This window comes from Acidithiobacillus sp. HP-2 (assembly GCF_015100155.1).
GTDB lineage: Bacteria > Pseudomonadota > Gammaproteobacteria > Acidithiobacillales > Acidithiobacillaceae > Acidithiobacillus.
On the sequence record NZ_JACKZA010000002.1, the window covers coordinates 11,766 to 28,758 of the forward strand.

The window sequence follows — 16,993 nt, forward strand, 5'->3', positions numbered from 1 at the left end:
GTTGCCTACCGTCATAATGGCCTGGCATAATCTCGGACCTTCTCGCGCCACCGCATTAGACGCCCCAGCCTAACTGTCGGTACCATGTATCGGTTCACCGCAGCGAGGAAACCATGAACCGCCCCCTACGCATTCTCACCTATACCGGATTTAGCGCCCACGGTGTGGAGCGCTCTTACGCCAAGGTGGCCGAAGCCCTGGCACAGGGGGATTTTCGTGCGGCGCAGGTCAAAAAACTGCAGCACGTCACCTATGGCAAACTCTACCGGGCACGCCTGAATGATGCTGACCGCCTGCTGTTCTCGCTGGTGCGTCACGAGGAGGAAACCGCCCTGCTGATGCTGGAGGTCATTCGTCAGCATAACTATGCGGGATCCCGCTTTTTGCGGGGTGCGGAAGTCCTCTCTGAAAAAATGCAGGATGCCGATCTGAATGAGGCCCGAAAGGACGCCGCGCAATTACGCTATCTGCCAGAATCCCGGACCGCCATTCATATCCTCGATAAACCGCTTTCTTTCGATGATACCCAGGCAGCGCTCTTTGCTGCGCCCGCACCTCTGATTCTGGTGGGTGGTGCAGGGAGTGGTAAAACCGCCCTTCTGCTGGAAAAGCTCAAGACCATTCCGGAGGACGTGCTCTACATTACCCACTCGGCCTATCTGGCTGAACATGCCAAGGAACTCTTTTACGCCCACGACTTCGTGCGGGAGGACCAGGAAGTGGCTTTCCTGTCCTATCGGGAGTATCTCGAAACCTGGCGTATTCCCAGCGGCCGTGAGGCGCAATGGCTTGATTTTGCCCAGTGGTTCGCTCGCATCCGCCAGAACTACAAAGGGATTGAGGCCCACCAGGCCTTTGAGGAAATTCGCGGGGTCATCGCGGCCCGGGCCGAAGGCATTATGGATGTGGCCACCTATCGGCAATTGGGCATCCGCCAGTCCATTTTTACCCCCGATCAGCGCGATCAAGTCTATGAACTGTTCGTCCGTTATCAGGACTGGCTGAGTCGTACCGGATTGTATGATCTGAATCTCGTGGCCCAGGCCTGGAAGCCTCTGGTGTCCCCCCGCTATGATTTTGTGGTCATTGACGAGGTACAGGATCTCACGCCTGTGCAACTGTCCCTCATCCTCGCAGCATTGCGCACACCGGGGGCCTTTGTGTTGGGCGGCGACGCCAACCAGATTGTCCACCCCAATTTTTTCTCCTGGGCGCAGATCAAAAGTCTTTTCTGGGCCGACCCACGTATGACCAGCGGGCAGGACCTGCAAGTGCTCACCCATAACTTTCGCAATGGCCGTAAAGTGACCGGGATGGCCAATCGTCTATTGGAGATCAAACAGCAGCGTTTTGGTTCTATTGATCGGGAAAGCAATTTTCTGGTGGACCCGGTAGGCGATAGCGCCGGACAGATCCGTTTGCTGGACGCAAAACCGTCAGCGTTGCAAGCCTTGAATCGGCAGATTTCCCAATCCACCCAATATGCGGTGCTGGTTCTCCGCGAAGAAGACAAGGCCGCAGCACGGGCGGTATTTTCCACGCCATTGCTTTTTTCAGTGCAGGAAGCCAAGGGGCTGGAATATCCGCACATCGTCCTGTATCGCTTTCTCTCGGATCACCGTGCACCTTTCGCTACGCTCTGTGATGGGGTCAGTAAAGCAGGACTGGGGGCAGAAACACTGACTTTTCGTCGTGCCAAGGATAAGGGAGACAAGTCCCTGGAGGTCTACAAGTTCTTTGTGAACGCGCTCTATGTGGCCATCACCAGAGCGGTGGAGAGTGTGATGCTGGTGGAATCAGATGACCAGCATCCGCTATTGGATTTGCTGGATATTCGCAGTAGCGGAGAAGAGGGCGTGCAGGTACAAGCCTCTTCCCGGGAAGACTGGCAAAAGGAAGCGCGCAAGCTGGAACTTCAGGGCAAAGCCGAACAGGCGGAAGCCATCCGTAGCCGTATCCTGCAAGACCAAATGCCACCCTGGCCGGTATTTAATGCGCGGGGCGTTGAGGAACTGACCCGGAAGATCTTCATCGATCAGGTCGTTGGGAACAAATGGCGGCAACAGTTATTTGAGTATGCCGCCTTCTATGATGCGCCCGAATTGAGTGAACGTCTGGCCGTGGAAGGACGTTTCAAACCTGCCGGACATTTTCTGGCCCAACGCCCCAGAATAGTCACCAATCGCTTGGCGGCTTACAGCCGTCGCCAGTTTCATGAGGTATGGGCAGATTGTGATCGTTATGGACTGGAACATCGCACGCCCATGAATCAGACCCCGCTGATGGCCGCCGCCCGGGCCGGAAATGTCCCCCTGGTGGAGGCCCTTTTGGAGAAGGGGGCGCGGCGTGATGCTACGGATCATCTGGGTCGCAATGCCGCCCATCTCGCCCTGCGTGAGGCCTTTACCCATCCAGAATTTGCCCATAATGCCTTACCGGCCCTCTGGACCGTTCTTGCACCCCTGAGTCTGGATTTGCGCATCGGGGATCGCCTGGTGCGTTTGGAGCGGCATCAAGCCGAGTATTTTCTGGTACAGAGCATCTGGGCGCTGATTCCCATTACCCCGGTGGAGGACCTTCTGATGCTGGGATTTAACCGGGAGGTCATTGAACATGCCTGGGAATTCCTGCCTGAAGCAGTACTGCCAACTTTTCGTAAAAAAAGAAACTACATTTCGGCCATTCTGGCCCGCAATGAAGTGCAGCGGGACTACGCTTATAACCGCCACCTTTTCTTGCGCGTGGCCTCTGGAGTGTATCTTTTGCAGCCTGACCTGTTTCTCCGCGATCCTGAGCAGGATGGGCAATGGCAGCATTGGACCCATGCCCATAACCTGCCTTTTCTGGAACAGCACTTCCCGATCGGCAAGGCGGTGCTCAACAGAGTGCTTACCATCGCTCAAGCTCCGCTGGATGACTCGCCCGCCTCCATGCGTCCGATAAAAAATCGGAAACCTACCAGGACCTCACGGGCCAACCCTGGCGGTGCCCCGCAAAAAACGATACCAGAAACCCGGGGTCGGAACATGACCAAGACATCCGAGGAAAAGGTCATGCAACGCCTCATCAAGATGGTCAATCAGGTGCAGGACGATGCGCATCCGCAGAAGACTTCAAGCAACACCCAACACGCTGGCACTCAAGCAAAAAGGAAGACAAAGAAACCAGCCTCCCCAGATTCAGAACAGTTGCCTCTCTTTGAAGATGGTGACGAAAATGGCGATTACGGCTAAAAGCTTTGCGATCCCAAGTTTTGATGTTATCAGCGTCATTCGCTTGCCATCTGCGGGCAGATGGCATAGCCACTGCATAATAGCCGAACTGTTAATCCTAAAAACAGCAGTTTCCCCTGCTGAAATGACCTTATCCATCTGATAGGATGAGGTTTTCCCTGTTGATGAAGGGTAAGCGTCTAAGCAACCCACCTTTCCAAATTTTCTGGACTGAGCAATCGTGATCTGCATTCAGCACGGAGGGATGGGGATGAAGAAAGCAGAGAAAGTCGCTTATTGGCGGCAACAAGTGGATGCCTTTCAGGCGAGCGGCCTTACGGTTAAGCATTATTGTGCGCAGACGGGGATCGCCGTTGCCACGCTGCATTACTGGCGCAAACGCTTTGCTGATTCTGAGAGTACGCCGTTGCTGGCCGCCGTGCCTGAAGGGTTTTTGCCGGTAACTCTGGCTGCACCGGTCAGGACGCCTGCTTCACCGGTAGAAATCTACCTGTTATCCGGTCGCAGCCTGAAGCTTGCAGCATCGGTAGATACCCACTGGCTCCAGACCCTGGTGCAGATTCTGGAAAGACCATGTGGCTAAGTTCGGGCAGCCGGATCTGGCTCGCCGCAGCGCCCGTGGATATGCGCCTGGGCTTTGATGGCCTGGCGGCCAAGGTGCAGGGGGTATTGGCTGCCGATCCTTTTTGCGGTCATGCTTTTGTCTTTCGCAACCGCCGGGGGGATCGTCTGAAATTGTTACTGTGGGATGGACTGGGCTTCTGGCTGGTGTATCGCCGTCTGGATCAGGGGCGACTCCATTGGCCCCGCGCTGATGCCGGCGCCCTGGAACTCTCTACTGCGCAGTGGGCGATGCTGGTAGAGGGGAGCCCGTGGACGCCGTTGCCGAGCCTGGAAAAATGCACACCAAAACTACTGTAAGTGACTGGAATTGCTTGTATAAAGACACCATTTCTGGTACTATTTTTCCATGATTTCAACGACTCCCGTACCTCTTCCCACCAGCCCGGACGCTTTGCGCGATCTGGTGTTGAGCCTGCTGCAACAACAGGAGGAACAAGAGGCAGAACGCACCCGGATCATCGCCCAACAGCAAGCGGCCATCGCCCTGCGCGATGAAACCATTGCCCGCCTGGAAAGCACCATCGCCAAACTGCAGCGCTGGCGATTCGGTCGCCGTTCGGAAAAACTCTCTCCCGACCAGATCAGTCTCTGGCAAGAAGCGCTGGATACCGAAATCGCGGCGATGGAAAGCCTCCTCGAAACCGTTCTGGAAGATAGCGCAGCCGTGACCGCTGGTCGTGCAGAGGGAGCAGCCGCCGACGCGCAGGCCGTAACGGTCCCTGCCCATCCCGTACGACGCCACCCCGGCCGCATGGCGATCCCCGCCCATCTGCCCCGGGTGGAAGTGCATCACGATCCCAAGACGTGCACGTGCGCGCAATGTGGGGGGCCACTCGAAACCATCGGAGAAGAGATCAGCGAAAAGCTGGATTATATCCCCGGACGCTTCCAGGTGATTCGCCACATCCGCCCCAAACTGGCCTGCCGCCCCTGCGGTACCCTTGAAAGTCCGGCATTACCGGCCCAGGTGATTGACAAGGGCTTGCCCACGGCGCGCATGGTGGCTCAGGTGATGACGGCGAAACATGTCGATCATCTGCCTTTGTACCGGCAGGAAACCCAGTACCAGCGAGCGGGCGTACCGATCTCACGCGCTACCCTCTGCAGTTGGCTGGGTCAGGGCGAGTACTGGATCAGCCTGCTCGCCGAAGCCTGCAAAATGGCCTTGCTGGAAGGAAAGATTCTGCACGCCGACGAGACGCCGCTGCCGGTCCTCAACCCCGGCAGCGGCAAGACGGACAAAGCTTATCTCTGGGTGTATCGCAGTCAGGCGGATGCCCCGCATCCCATCGTGATCTTTGATTACGCCCCGGACCGTAAGGGCATTCACCCGCAGCACTTTCTGGGCGACTGGCAAGGCATCCTCCAGACCGATGACTATGGGGGCTATGATGCCCTCTACCGCAAGGAACAAGTCACAGAAGCCGGATGCTGGGCACATGTCCGCCGCCACTTCTATGACGTGGAACAGCGCGGTCCCAGTCCGGTAGCCCAGAAGGCGTTGGCCTGGATCGCCAAACTCTACGCCATTGAGACGGAGATCAAGGCATCGCCACCGGATCAGAAAGTGGTCGCCCGGCAGCAGCGTGCTGGCCCCCTGCTGGAAGCCTTCCATATCTGGCTCACGGAAACCCAGATGCAGGTGGCACCGAAAAGTGGCATCGCTCAAGCCATCGGCTATGTGCTGAAGCGTTGGAAGGCGCTAACGCTCTACCTCGAAGAAGGTCAGCTCAGCATCGACAATAATCCGGTAGAGCGGGCGCTGCGGGGCGTGGCCATTGGTCGCAAGAATTTCTTGTTCGTGGGCAACGACGCTGGTGGTGAACGGGCCGCGTCCTTCTACAGCATCATCGAAACGTGCAAGCTTAACGGTATCGAGCCCTTCGCGTACCTCTGTGATGTCCTCGAAAAGCTCCCGACCTGGCCCAACAAAAAACTCCACGAACTCTTACCGTGGAACTGGAAAAAATCTGCATTAGCCTGATTGGCGCCAATCCGCAAGGGTGGGTTCGCTGAACGCTTACGATGAAGGTTCACCCGATGGGTGAAGCAGAAAAACACCCGCAGAAGGCTATTCCGGCGGCGGTGCAGACCATGATAGTTGACACCCTGGGCGGTCGTATTCAGGTATCCTGGGACCAGGAATCTGCGGCAACGCCCATGGGCCAGATGGTGTTTTTTGCCGCCTATCTGGAGACCACGGGTCTGTTTGACACTTGGGTGGAAGAAAGTCCCTTGCACTACACCAGCCCCAATGCCCCACAGAAACGGGACGTGCTGGGGACCTTGTTCCTCTCTATTCTGGCGGGTCACCGCCGCTATGCCCACGTCACGGCGTTACGCAGTGATGGCGTGAGTCCCAATATTCTGGGGATGGGCAAGATCGTCAGTGAAGACGCCCTACGCCGGGCGTTAGGCAAAATCCCCGAAGCCGAAGGGACGGAATGGATGCGTGTCAGCGACAATATTGAATGACATCGCTCGGCGCGGCACCGAAATTACCTACCCTCCGACCGTAAGTATACATGTCGCAGCGAACTCTATCCTCGTTCGTCGAGAACCGGCGCGGACGACATAAATCAAGACATCGCGTTCTCGTTCATACACCCACGAAGCCTACCCGAGCATTTACAGGATCGACATGACGAGCCGCGAAGATGAGCAGGCCCAACAAGAAACAAGGTAACGCTCCGAAAAGCAGTGCTGCCCATTGCCAGTCGCTTCCCGTACTAAGCATCGTGGTCGCGCACGCTCCTGAAATCACCGCACCAATTGGCCCCCCATTCTATTTCATTCTCCGGCGTAGACCGAGTCTCGATGGAGGTTATTAATCCGGCCTTAAAATACCCGACATAGCATAGCGGGCAGAAGGATGGCGAAAATAGCTGGCGACCTTTTGTGGCATTTGGCACAGACGATCCATGAAAGCCGTTGCCTTTGCCATTAAAGAGTTTTTGTCCGTGCTGACTGCACCTGTGCGCAGAGCAGTTTTGAAATTCCGATTCAGGTATTCGTCGGGGTTGGATTCTGGCGCGTAGGGCGGCAGAAAGACCAGTTCAATGCGGTCTTTTTTATCTGCCAGCCAAGCCGTTACCACTTTGGCATGATGCACCCGCAGATTATCGACGACCAGATAGATTTTCTGGGGCGCGTCCTGAATCAAGGCGGTGAGAAAAGTGATGAAACGCTCCGCATCAATGCTGCCTTCGACAATCTGGAAAGCGACTTTGCCCTGCGGAGAAATCGCCGAGATCATGGAGAGCGTGGTCCATCGGGCGGGAACCGCCAATACCGGCGTTTGTCCCCGAGGCGCATACCCGCGCACCCAATGGGCATCTTCCTTGACGGCCGTCTCGTCCCCCCAATAAATCACCGCTCCCTCTTGGGCCGCTTGCGCGCGCAGGCGGGGATAATCCTGTTCCAACCACTGACGGACTGCTTCTGGATTCTGCTCCAATGCCCTTTTGACAGGGCGTTGCGGAGTAAAGCCCCAACGTTTGAGATACTTACCCACCAGACGCTCCTGTAGATCCACCCCAAAATGGTCTCGAATCAGCGCGCGTATCGCCGGTCGCGTCCAGAGCGCAAAAGGCAACTTTATTTGCTGAGGGTTACCCTTGACGATCTGATCGCGTATCCAGGCCTCGGCGGCCAGGGTCAGTTTGCGACAGGCACCTACCGGCCGACCTCGGCGCTTCTCTCCCAGCCCTTTTTCTCCTTCTGTACGCGCCCGCGCCAACCAGCCTTTAATGGTCGTGGGATGTGCGCCAGATACCTTGGCCAACTCTTTCACGCTCATCCCGGATTGCTTGCGCAGACGAACCACCATCTGGCGAAGCATCTGCCTCCCTTCCATCGTCAAACTGCGCACGTCGATCCTTTCCATGCTCTATATATTATCACAGGATGTTCGGGTATTTACATGCCGTATTAATAAACCGAGCATCTCGCGCCAGAAATCCTTGTAAGCCTCACTGTGCAATTCGTGAATAAAATCCCTCCAGCTGGGCGTCAGGACTTTCTCCAGCGCTGGTCGATATTGCAGTGCGAGACGATCATGGCTTGCTTGCCCGTGCGCTCTTTTGTAACCCATTTGGGATTCAAAAAGAACGGGATCAGGAAGATCCTTGCAGAGTTGGTCAAACTTTTCCGGATAAAGAAAATCCGAAATACGGATCCATGGGTAAGGCTGCGTATGTCGAAATTCTTGGGATTGGGCACCCAGCCTGTCCATAACCGATTTGTTGATTACATCCATAAATGCTATCCGAAATGATCTGCTATTGCTCACCCGCCTAAGACCATTATATCGCTAGCAAATTCCAGGTGATTCTGCAGTGAAAGGCTTCAAACAAAACCGTGAACAATCATCGCCTCGTCAAGTTCGACCCCGACTGGCAGGGAACTTTCTGATAGGAACTCCGGTCTTTTCGGATGGAAGAACACTTCCATCCGATTGTTTTGGTCCCAGGGTTTTTTACAGCAAGGAGGATAGTCATGAAAAGAAACCCTCTCTCGAAAACAAAACGCCAGTGGCTTGCCTTGGCGAGCTTGCCCCTTCTCGGTGCGACTATGGCCTTACCCCTCGCCCATGCGGCGACAGCTTATGTTTCAGTGGATGGCCATTCGATTCCCGTTTCTGCGGAAAACAAAACTATTCATATTCCCGGTGGTGTCATCCAAATACAAACGGTCACTTGGGGGGCACAAGGTCATCCCGGACATTTGCAGGTGACTGCCAGCCATCTCTCTCCAGTACAGGCGCAAGCGCTGATCAATCGGAGTTTGTGGCAGATGCGCTCCATGCAGGTGGCAATGGATCGACAGATCGCTCAAATGAATCAGCTCATGCGGGTATCTTTTGGTCCTTTCATCGGTCCAGCCTTCAACTTCCCTGAACCGGTCATGATGACCCGATTGTTTTTGCCTGGAACGGAGATGAGGACGCCCATTCAGACATCCCATGTACTGGCAGCCCCCATAAATCCCTTGGCCAGTCACGAGATCCTGTCAGTACGCTGGAAGCATCCTGAGAAAATAGATCATCCTAAATTGCCTATTTGATAGCATTACGAGATATACCCCAAAGACCAGCTCGCGGTGTCTGAACACGAGCAGCAGATGATGTCGGCGAATACTCCAAGGACCTCTTGGAATCAGGCATCTGCCGTGAATTCGTTGCTGTTTTGACGGATTCAGCCCCACGTCACGGGGCATTTTCCTATACCAGGAAGGTGCTATGTCCACGCTCTTATGTCGCCAGTGCATTTGCTACGTTGCTTTTGGTCTCACCGTAATTCCCGTTGCAGCAACGGCTGGTGAGTTAGTGGTTCATCACGTCCCCGAATTTCGAGTGCATGTAACGGAGATGCCAAAATCAGTGGCAGGAATGTCTTTGAATAAACTTGTAAAATGGGCGCATGCTGGAGATTCTGCAGCAGAAAACGCCTTAGGTGTGCGCTACTTTTATGGGAGAGGGATTCCAAAAAACCAGCAAAAAGCAGATATCTGGTTTCGTAAGTCGGCAGAATCCGGAAACGCCAATGGGGCTTTTCATCTGGCCTTCGCCTACAACTTCGGCGAGGGTGTACCAACCAACACGCATAAAGCCGTTTATTGGTGGCAACAATCTGCAAAAGATCGCAAGAAATGAGCCAATTTTGTGCTCAAGCGTACCTTGAAGATCCTTGCGGTAGTTTTATTCGCGGCCTTCTGGGGATTCTGGATTGGTCATCAAGGCCACACCCATATAGAACGGCTTTTTGAGCCCAACAAGAGTCGCCCCCTCTTCGTTGGCACGCCATCAAACACACTCTCAACAATGCAAAAGACAAACAAAGCAATGTAAGCTCTCTAGAGCGAAAATGATCATGCATCCTGTAAATACTTCCACCTCAGGTAGTTGGGCAAAAAGGCTGCGTCTACCTCTTGTATGGGGCATCTATTCCATTACTTACAGCAGCATGTCAATGAAGTAAATTGGAGGTAACAAGACATCATCTTCTCATGATTGGTTCCTGAATATCCCCATTTTCTCCAGCATTTCACGACTCTTTTTAACACAGGCGCTTTCGGCTCCTGTGGCACACTTTCCCGGCTTTTATTGGCTTCAAGCATTTATCTAGAAAGCTATCGAGGCTTCTGGAGGAAACGGATTCCATTCGCTTAGATGCTATTGTGCAGCTCCTTGAAATTTTAGTGGAGCGTACCCATAAATCTTTCAGCCTGAGAGCAGGCTATGATTGTTAAAAGGTTATTGTCATAAGATGGAGGTATACACCATGGCTAAAGAAGTATCCCGTCCCACGGTTATGGATGTGCGTCCGACTGATCCACTGGAAGGCGTACTTGACACGTTTATGCCCGGATTCTTTTCCCCGGCATCTTTACGTAGACAATCCTATCCACAGGTTGCCAATATAGATGTTATTGACCGGGATGACGCCTTTATTCTCAAAGCTGAAATACCCGGTGTTGAAAAGAACGATCTGGATATCCAGGTGCATGGTAACCAAGTTTACCTTGGTGGTGTGAAACAAGAGGAGAAAACGGAAAAAGACGCGAACTATGTATATCGTGAACGGCATTACGGCGAGTTTTCCCGGACGATTCAACTTCCGGTGGATATCAATAGTGATCAGGTAAAGGCGACCTTTAAAGATGGTGTACTTGAATTGGTACTGCCAAAAACGGAATCCGCCAAGCGGAAGAGGATCACCATTTCCTGAGCGATCTGGAATGGCTTCTGGTTTACCGGAAGCCATTCCGACTTGTTTGTCTGCTGAGAAAGGAGATTCACATGGCTATACCAATGAGAGTATTCAGTACCGGAATTGATCCTGATGACTGAATCCCTCGCCGGTTTACGCAACAGCAACCCCGCCTATTTTCTGGCAACACGTGCCAGAAGGAACCAAAAGTCTGATAGGGATCGGACCCATTCGCCGGGAACGGATGGTTACCACCTGGGCAGACCAGAAAGTAATCAGGGAGATCATGCTGTTCCTGCATACCCATGGTGTTGGGACCGCCCGCGCTGTGCGGATTTTTAAAACTTATGGCATTGCTGCTGTTCGGATAATGTCATAAGAACCCTAAAGGCTGGCTCGGGACATACACGAAAGAGGCTTCAAAACGGCCGATACCATCGCCATCAAACGGGTATCGCACAAAATGCACCCATACGGATACGGGCAGGTATTTCCTATGCACTGATGATAGAAGCCGGGGGTGCTACCTGATATTCGGCCTGTGATGCATGGCGATAAGCCTAATAGTGGAAGGAGATGTTCATCTCATTGTAATAAACTGCATCATAAAAATGGGGAAAATATGCGTGTGCAACCATCAAATAGCCGATGGTGAAATGGCCGTTTCAAGTATTCGGCATAAGTAAACTGTGTTGCGGAATTTTGATGCGTGCGGAATAACGTATTTATTTTATTGACGAGCAGCGCATTATAGCATTCAACATCGAATTCAAAATTAAGCCGAAGACTGCGTTCATCCCAGTTACCAGAACCCATTAATAACCATTGATCATCCACTATCATCAGCTTAGAATGGTTAAAAGGTGGCGGACATAACCATAGGCGTGCGCCATGCTCAAGGATCTCGTTGATGGTTCCCATAGTGGCTGCTAGTAATATTTTACTGTTGTTTCTGGGGATAAAAATGTCCACTTCAACTTGGCGATTAATAGCATCACCAATCGCTGCAATCAACACCTCATCAGGGATGAAATATGGTGACATGATTTTGACCGATTTTTGGGCCACGTTCAGCGCGGTGAGATAGGAACCTCGCAAGCGTTCCTGCTGTTCATTCGGTCCAGCAGCAATGCCACGCGCCAGCACTCTACCTTCATGCGGGATTTCATCTTCCTCTAAAAACCATGGTTCGCCACGCAAAGTCTCCCCGGAGCTGTAAAGCCACTCGTTCACAAACACCGTTGACAGTTGCGCCACTATTGGTCCAGTAACCCGAAAATGCGTGTCCTGGTGCACCACTTCATCCGGGTTGGACGACCAATAATCGCGATGTATATTGAATCCTCCAGTAAATCCGATGCGACCATCTACAACACAGATCTTCCTGTGACTCCGTAAATTTAGGAAAATAAACTGGCGAGCCAACAATGGTGAGTTGAATAATGCAAAAGGAATGCCTGCATTACGGAGTGCATGAACTACAGATGGACGTGTAAGATGTGCCATCACTCCATCCAGTAGCACGCGAATTACAACGCCACGAGCGTGGGCTTGACGCAATTCAGAAATAAATTTCACTCCAATGCCATCAGCATGAAAAATATATGTCATTAGCACGATAGATTTTTTGAATAAGCAATAGCTTCTAACATGGCATTATAGGCCGTATTACCAGTAAATAATGGCTCAATCTCGTTTCCATCAATCAGGCTTTGTTCTGCAAGCCTATGAATAGATTTTGCTAGAGGAATGTAATACGAAGAGATTTCATGAAGATCTAGTTTGCCTTCGGTTACAATGAACTTTTCCAAAGTAGGATGGTTGTACCGGTGCAATCCCTTCCGCATTCCAACCGCTTTGCGTTTGACGCGATTGATCCCTAACATAAAATAAAAGAAAACCCCTAAATAGGGAGCCAGCCATATAATGACCAACCATAATGCAGCGGCCAATGGGTTACGCTTGTTCAGAACAACTTTTATTGAAGTAATTATGGAAAGCACAACATAAGTTAGCCATAGAAATATAAGCATATAAATATTTTCCTAACCATGGTTTCATTGGAGAAAGCTCCACCAGCAGACAATACCAGAAATATGTTTCTATAAATTTAAAATATTTCTCCTTATGCTCATTTGTAAACATTGAACATATTTTATAGTGGTTTTAGGTGGCGGTTCATCAGAGCGCAGTTACTCTCGGAAGGGCGGCGGAATTTCGCTCATAAAAATAATGAACTAATACAGGTAACAGATCAACTATTGCCTACTTAAAGTTTCCATATCGGATCAGTTTGAGCGAAAGATGTCGGCCCCGTCAACCCAAATTGGGTGCCCACCTCCGCTGAACTGACATTATTCATTCGATAGAATTTGGTTTTCTTCGCTGATGGAGGTTTACTTTACGGGTGAAACACAAAAATACCAGTAATATTCCTCTCGGAGACGCTAAAGACCATGATCGACATAAATGAGCGACTACGCCACTGAATATCGACGCACGAAGATTAAGCGACGCGGCAGGTAATTGCGGCTCCGCCTAACCACAACCACTTTTCAGTTTTACATTAACCTAGAAAATGCAGTTACGGCCCGCCAACGGCTGGAAAGGCCCCCGGGGGGGTCCATGGTTTTTGGGTAATTTGCGCGGTAATGTAGCTGACGAGAAGCGTCCAATGTGAGCGCCCAATGTACTGTTCCGCAGTCTGCCGAACCATCCGTAACCTTCTGCGAATATTCTCGATTCCGCGTTCTACCTTTTTATGTGCAGCATGCATGGGCGTCAGGTAAATCTGAGTCTAACCTGCATGTTTCGTGCTCCAGCATATGGCGGACAACAGCAACGGGGGCTGGTGATGGCTTCTTTGCGGATACCCGGGAGGCCGTAACCATCCTCTCTCTGAATGCCAGCAGCGGCGAAACCACAACATCGCCAAAGTACGGGCGCGGGTAGAACACGTCTTTGCAGACATGGAACAAATGGGTGGCAAGCGTATTCGGGCCATCGGCCAGATACGTGCAAGCTTCGCCGCGATGACCATGATGGTCGTGACCTACAACATCAAACGCCTAGCCTTTCTCGAAAAGGGGCCAATCAGGGCAGCAGTATGCCCGTAATTCAGAAAATCATGGAAATATGGCCATGAAAAATACCGCTTACTACAAAATCCGTAGGAAAATGTCCTGAATCCTGATTCTTGAAGCTAATATCCGTCAGGAAAGCAAGTTTTTCGAACCTCCCAATGGAGTCAACGGCAATTCCCCCAGGAATACCGGGATGAGTTGCCTATCGCTTCAACCGATGCTTCTGGGAGTCTGAGTTGCCATTGCGCCCGCTCAATGCCTGTATGGAACGCACGCCTGTCCGGCTGGATACTGAGAAAGATTAAGAGGGGTGTACGAAGAAGAATTTTTACCGGGTAAGAGCAAAGATAAGATAAATTAGCCTTAAGAAAACTATTTTTATTATAGATCAAATTGTTATATAATTGTTTTGGCGGAGAGGGTGGGATTCGAACCCACGTGGGGCTATTAACCCCCATCCGATTTCGAGTCGGCGCCGTTATGGCCACTTCGGTACCTCTCCGTGGAGGCATACATTAAGCTTTCGTGCAGTCTTCGGCAAGTCCTTGTATAAAAGGTTTCAGCCACTGCTTGCCAAGAGGTTCGGCCTGACTTATAACCGTGCGCCATCATTACGATCTTTGGAGCTGATGAACTGGCGTTTGAGAACATGCTCACGCTTCAGTCCCAGCCATAGGGCAATAGGACTGGCAACAAAAATGGAGGAATAGGTACCGACTACAACGCCAATCACCAGGGCGGTGGCAAAACCATGAATCACCGGTCCCCCGAACAGAAACAGGGAGAGAGCCACCATGAAGGTAATGAAACTGGTGATGACCGTTCTCGACAAGGTTTCATTAATGGCCACGTTAAAAACCTGCGCGACGTCGCCACTTCGGGAGGCGCGCAGATCTTCACGCATCCGGTCAAACACCACCACGGTATCATTCAGCGAGTAACCCATGATCACCAACAAAGCCGCAATAACTGTCAGTGAGAACTCTTCCTGGGTGATGGCAAAAAATCCTACTACCAGAATGGGGTCATGGAGCATGGCCAATACACCACCCACAGCAAAACGCCATTCAAAACGAAAACCGACATAAATCAAAATACCCAGGGTAACAATAATCAGGGCCATGATGCCCTTATTGCGCAGTTCCTTGCCGACTTCCGGGCCCACATATTCGGTGCGACGTAATTGCACGTCAGGATAAGCCGCCTGATTTTTCTGGAATACCTGAAGAATTTTGGTACCGACGGCGCTGCTTTCGCCCGGCTGGGTACGCAGACGAATCAACAGATCACGATCGCCACCAAAGGTTTGCACCACCACATTATGAAAACCGGCAGTAGTCAGGGTACCGCGCACTGCGCCTAAATCCGGGGTTTTGCTGAAGGCCAGCTCCACCAAAGTGCCGCCGGTAAAATCAATACTGTAGTTTAGCCCACGCACGAAAAATACGGCTACTGAGGCAACAATCAACAAGGCGGATATTCCGAGGAATATCCGGCGCCTCGACATGAAATCCACATGAGTACGGGCTTTGAACAATTCCATGATGCGGCCTCAGATATACAGTTTTTGAATGCGCCGCTTACCGAGGACGCGTTCGATAATACCGCGACTCATCATGGTCGCAGTAAACATGGAGGTAATGACCCCGATAGTCAGCACCAGGGCAAATCCCTTGATGGCACCGGTACCAAACTGGAAGAGCACCAGCGCGGCGATCAACACTGTAATATTGGAGTCCACAATGGTAGCAAAGGCTTTTTTGAACCCGGCATCAATGGCCGCACGGACACTCATGCCATGGCGCAGTTCTTCGCGGATGCGTTCAAACACCAGCACGTTTGCATCGACGGCAAGACCAATTTTCAGCACAATACCCGCAATACCCGGCAGGGTCAGGGTGCCGCCTATCAGGGAAAGCACGGCCAGAATGGCGAGAATATTGACGAGAATGGCCAGATCGGCAATCAGACCAAAAGCCCGATAGTAAATGGTCATGAAGGCCACCACGAAAATCATGCCGAACACCACCGCCATGACACCATCATGAATGGAATCCTGCCCCAGAGTAGGACCAACCGTGCGCTCCTCGGAAATGTGAACAGGCGCAGGTAAGGCGCCTGCCCGCAGTTCAATGGCGGCATTGCTGGCCGCTTTGAGATTGGCAAATCCGGTGATCTGGGCTCTGCCTCCCGTGATGGCTTCACGAATCACCGGTGCCGTAACCACCTTGTTATCGAGCAGAATGGCCATGCGCTTGCCCACATTTTTGCTGGTCAGATCGCCAAAAATCCGGGTACCGGCATTATTGAAACTGACGTTAATAATGGATTCGCCGTTATTGTTATCCACGCCAGCACTGGCATTGCTGAGATAACGACCCGTCAGCACCGTATCGGTGTACAGCACATAGGGTGAATTATGCAGGCCATAATACAGGGCGGTTCCCGGCGGAAGTTGGCCCTTGAGGGCATCTGCCATGTTGGCCTGATCATCCACCATCTTGAATTCCAGTTGTGCCGTGGAACCAATGATGGATTTGGCGCGCTGGGTATCCTGAACACCGGGAAGCTGTACGGCAATATGCTCAACGCCCTGGCGCTGAATCACCGGCTCAGATACGCCCAGTTCGTCAATACGGTTACGAATCACCACAATGGCCTGCTGCAAGGCATCGTCTTTCATTTTTTTGGCAGCGTCGGGCGTGATGGTGACGTCGATTATGCCCTTGGGTTGTACAGTGACAGCATAATCCGGGTATTGCCGGGCAATCACTTTTTGCGCTTCCACAGCCAAAGCCGGACTGGCCATTTCGATGGCAAGAGCATCAGGCCCGGTAGTATTCACAGCCAGATATTGCAGATCTTTATGGCGCAGAAAAGTACGCAGACTGCCGCTATCCTGCTCCAAAGCGTGCTTGATGACTGCATCGGTATCCACGCGCAGGAGCAAATATACGCCACCGCGCAAATCCAGTCCGAGGTTTACGGGCTTGCCGCCTATGGATTTCAGCCAGTCGGGCTCGGCGGACATTTGCGACAGAATCACCTGGGCGTTGGCCGGAAGCTTGTTCTGCAACAAAGTTTCGGCCAGTCCCTGGGCATTATCGTTGGGGAAAAAAAATGTGCTGCCCTGGGCATCACTACGGACGCTGCTCACCGGAATTTTGGCGTCCTGAAGCCAGCCTTGCAGGGTCGTTACGGGCGGAATGATCGTTCCGATCGGGGCGCGGACTTCCACGGCAGCATGCCAACCGTAAAAATTGGGCAGTGCATAAAGCAGCGCAGGTATGACAACCAGGAGAATGATCAGGTACTTCCACCACGGATAACGGGTCATGAACAG

General features: G+C 52.3%; 15 protein-coding genes, 1 tRNA gene and 1 pseudogene. 10 read left to right on the forward strand and 7 right to left on the reverse strand.

Features of this window, described 5'->3' with window-relative positions:
* Positions 1 to 113: 113 nt before the first annotated feature.
* The 5 genes from H7F11_RS01500 to H7F11_RS01520 all read left to right on the forward strand — a co-directional run bounded on the left by H7F11_RS01500 (position 114) and on the right by H7F11_RS01520 (position 6,332).
* Entirely contained in the window at positions 114 to 3,233 is a 3,120-nt protein-coding gene (locus H7F11_RS01500; RefSeq protein WP_193651290.1) for an ankyrin repeat domain-containing protein, read from the forward strand.
* A gap of 250 nt (positions 3,234 to 3,483) precedes the next feature.
* Complete coding sequence (gene tnpA / locus H7F11_RS01505) at positions 3,484 to 3,816, forward strand: IS66 family insertion sequence element accessory protein TnpA (protein WP_193650166.1); 333 nt, start codon at positions 3,484 to 3,486, stop codon at positions 3,814 to 3,816.
* On the forward strand, positions 3,807 to 4,154 hold the full coding sequence (gene tnpB, locus H7F11_RS01510) for an IS66 family insertion sequence element accessory protein TnpB (RefSeq protein WP_193650165.1): 348 nt from the start codon (positions 3,807 to 3,809) through the stop codon (positions 4,152 to 4,154). Before tnpA ends, tnpB begins: the two co-directional genes overlap by 10 nt.
* Before the next feature lie 49 nt (positions 4,155 to 4,203).
* Positions 4,204 to 5,841, forward strand: coding sequence for an IS66 family transposase (gene tnpC, locus H7F11_RS01515; RefSeq protein WP_193650164.1), 1,638 nt, complete (start codon positions 4,204 to 4,206; stop codon positions 5,839 to 5,841).
* A gap of 56 nt (positions 5,842 to 5,897) precedes the next feature.
* Positions 5,898 to 6,332: a hypothetical protein gene (locus H7F11_RS01520; protein WP_227485171.1), complete on the forward strand. Its 435-nt coding sequence runs from the start codon at positions 5,898 to 5,900 to the stop codon at positions 6,330 to 6,332.
* Between the two features lie 124 nt (positions 6,333 to 6,456).
* Here H7F11_RS01520 and H7F11_RS01525 read toward each other — a convergent pair whose 3' ends face one another.
* Together H7F11_RS01525 and H7F11_RS01530 are read right to left on the reverse strand one after the other, a co-directional pair.
* Positions 6,457 to 6,594: a hypothetical protein gene (locus H7F11_RS01525; protein WP_193650173.1), complete on the reverse strand. Its 138-nt coding sequence runs from the start codon at positions 6,592 to 6,594 to the stop codon at positions 6,457 to 6,459.
* A 90-nt stretch (positions 6,595 to 6,684) separates the two neighbouring features.
* A complete protein-coding gene (locus H7F11_RS01530) occupies positions 6,685 to 7,743 on the reverse strand; it encodes an IS630 family transposase (RefSeq protein ID WP_193657988.1) in 1,059 nt (352 codons plus the stop codon).
* Between the two features lie 611 nt (positions 7,744 to 8,354).
* Between H7F11_RS01530 and H7F11_RS01535 the strand changes: the two genes are divergently transcribed.
* The 4 genes from H7F11_RS01535 to H7F11_RS17170 all read left to right on the forward strand — a co-directional run bounded on the left by H7F11_RS01535 (position 8,355) and on the right by H7F11_RS17170 (position 10,946).
* Entirely contained in the window at positions 8,355 to 8,921 is a 567-nt protein-coding gene (locus H7F11_RS01535; RefSeq protein ID WP_193649684.1) for a hypothetical protein, read from the forward strand.
* Between the two features lie 175 nt (positions 8,922 to 9,096).
* Positions 9,097 to 9,510, forward strand: a complete 414-nt coding sequence (locus H7F11_RS01540; protein WP_193649683.1) for a tetratricopeptide repeat protein — start codon at positions 9,097 to 9,099, stop codon at positions 9,508 to 9,510.
* 628 nt (positions 9,511 to 10,138) lie between these two features.
* Complete coding sequence (locus H7F11_RS01545) at positions 10,139 to 10,585, forward strand: Hsp20/alpha crystallin family protein (RefSeq protein ID WP_024894748.1); 447 nt, start codon at positions 10,139 to 10,141, stop codon at positions 10,583 to 10,585.
* 268 nt (positions 10,586 to 10,853) lie between these two features.
* A complete protein-coding gene (locus H7F11_RS17170) occupies positions 10,854 to 10,946 on the forward strand; it encodes a hypothetical protein (protein ID WP_405055097.1) in 93 nt (30 codons plus the stop codon).
* Between the two features lie 224 nt (positions 10,947 to 11,170).
* Here H7F11_RS17170 and H7F11_RS01555 read toward each other — a convergent pair whose 3' ends face one another.
* Together H7F11_RS01555 and H7F11_RS01560 are read right to left on the reverse strand one after the other, a co-directional pair.
* On the reverse strand, positions 11,171 to 12,178 hold the full coding sequence (locus tag H7F11_RS01555; protein WP_193649682.1) for a phospholipase D-like domain-containing protein: 1,008 nt from the start codon (positions 12,176 to 12,178) through the stop codon (positions 11,171 to 11,173).
* Positions 12,178 to 12,600: a PLDc N-terminal domain-containing protein gene (locus H7F11_RS01560; protein WP_193649681.1), complete on the reverse strand. Its 423-nt coding sequence runs from the start codon at positions 12,598 to 12,600 to the stop codon at positions 12,178 to 12,180. The genes H7F11_RS01555 and H7F11_RS01560 overlap by 1 nt, the downstream gene beginning before the upstream one ends.
* 843 nt (positions 12,601 to 13,443) lie before the next feature.
* Here H7F11_RS01560 and H7F11_RS01570 point away from each other — a divergent pair.
* A pseudogene (locus H7F11_RS01570) lies at positions 13,444 to 13,683 on the forward strand (transposase); the annotation flags it as partial.
* A 377-nt stretch (positions 13,684 to 14,060) separates the two neighbouring features.
* Here H7F11_RS01570 and H7F11_RS01580 read toward each other — a convergent pair.
* From H7F11_RS01580 to secD, 3 genes are all read right to left on the reverse strand, one after another.
* A tRNA-Ser gene (locus H7F11_RS01580) sits at positions 14,061 to 14,152 on the reverse strand.
* 90 nt (positions 14,153 to 14,242) lie between these two features.
* The gene (gene secF / locus H7F11_RS01585; RefSeq protein ID WP_010642068.1) at positions 14,243 to 15,193 is read right to left on the reverse strand and encodes a protein translocase subunit SecF; all 951 of its coding nucleotides are present in this window, start codon (positions 15,191 to 15,193) and stop codon (positions 14,243 to 14,245) included.
* 9 nt (positions 15,194 to 15,202) lie between these two features.
* Positions 15,203 to 16,987, reverse strand: coding sequence for a protein translocase subunit SecD (gene secD / locus H7F11_RS01590; protein ID WP_193649680.1), 1,785 nt, complete (start codon positions 16,985 to 16,987; stop codon positions 15,203 to 15,205).
* Between the last annotated feature and the right edge of the window lie 6 nt (positions 16,988 to 16,993).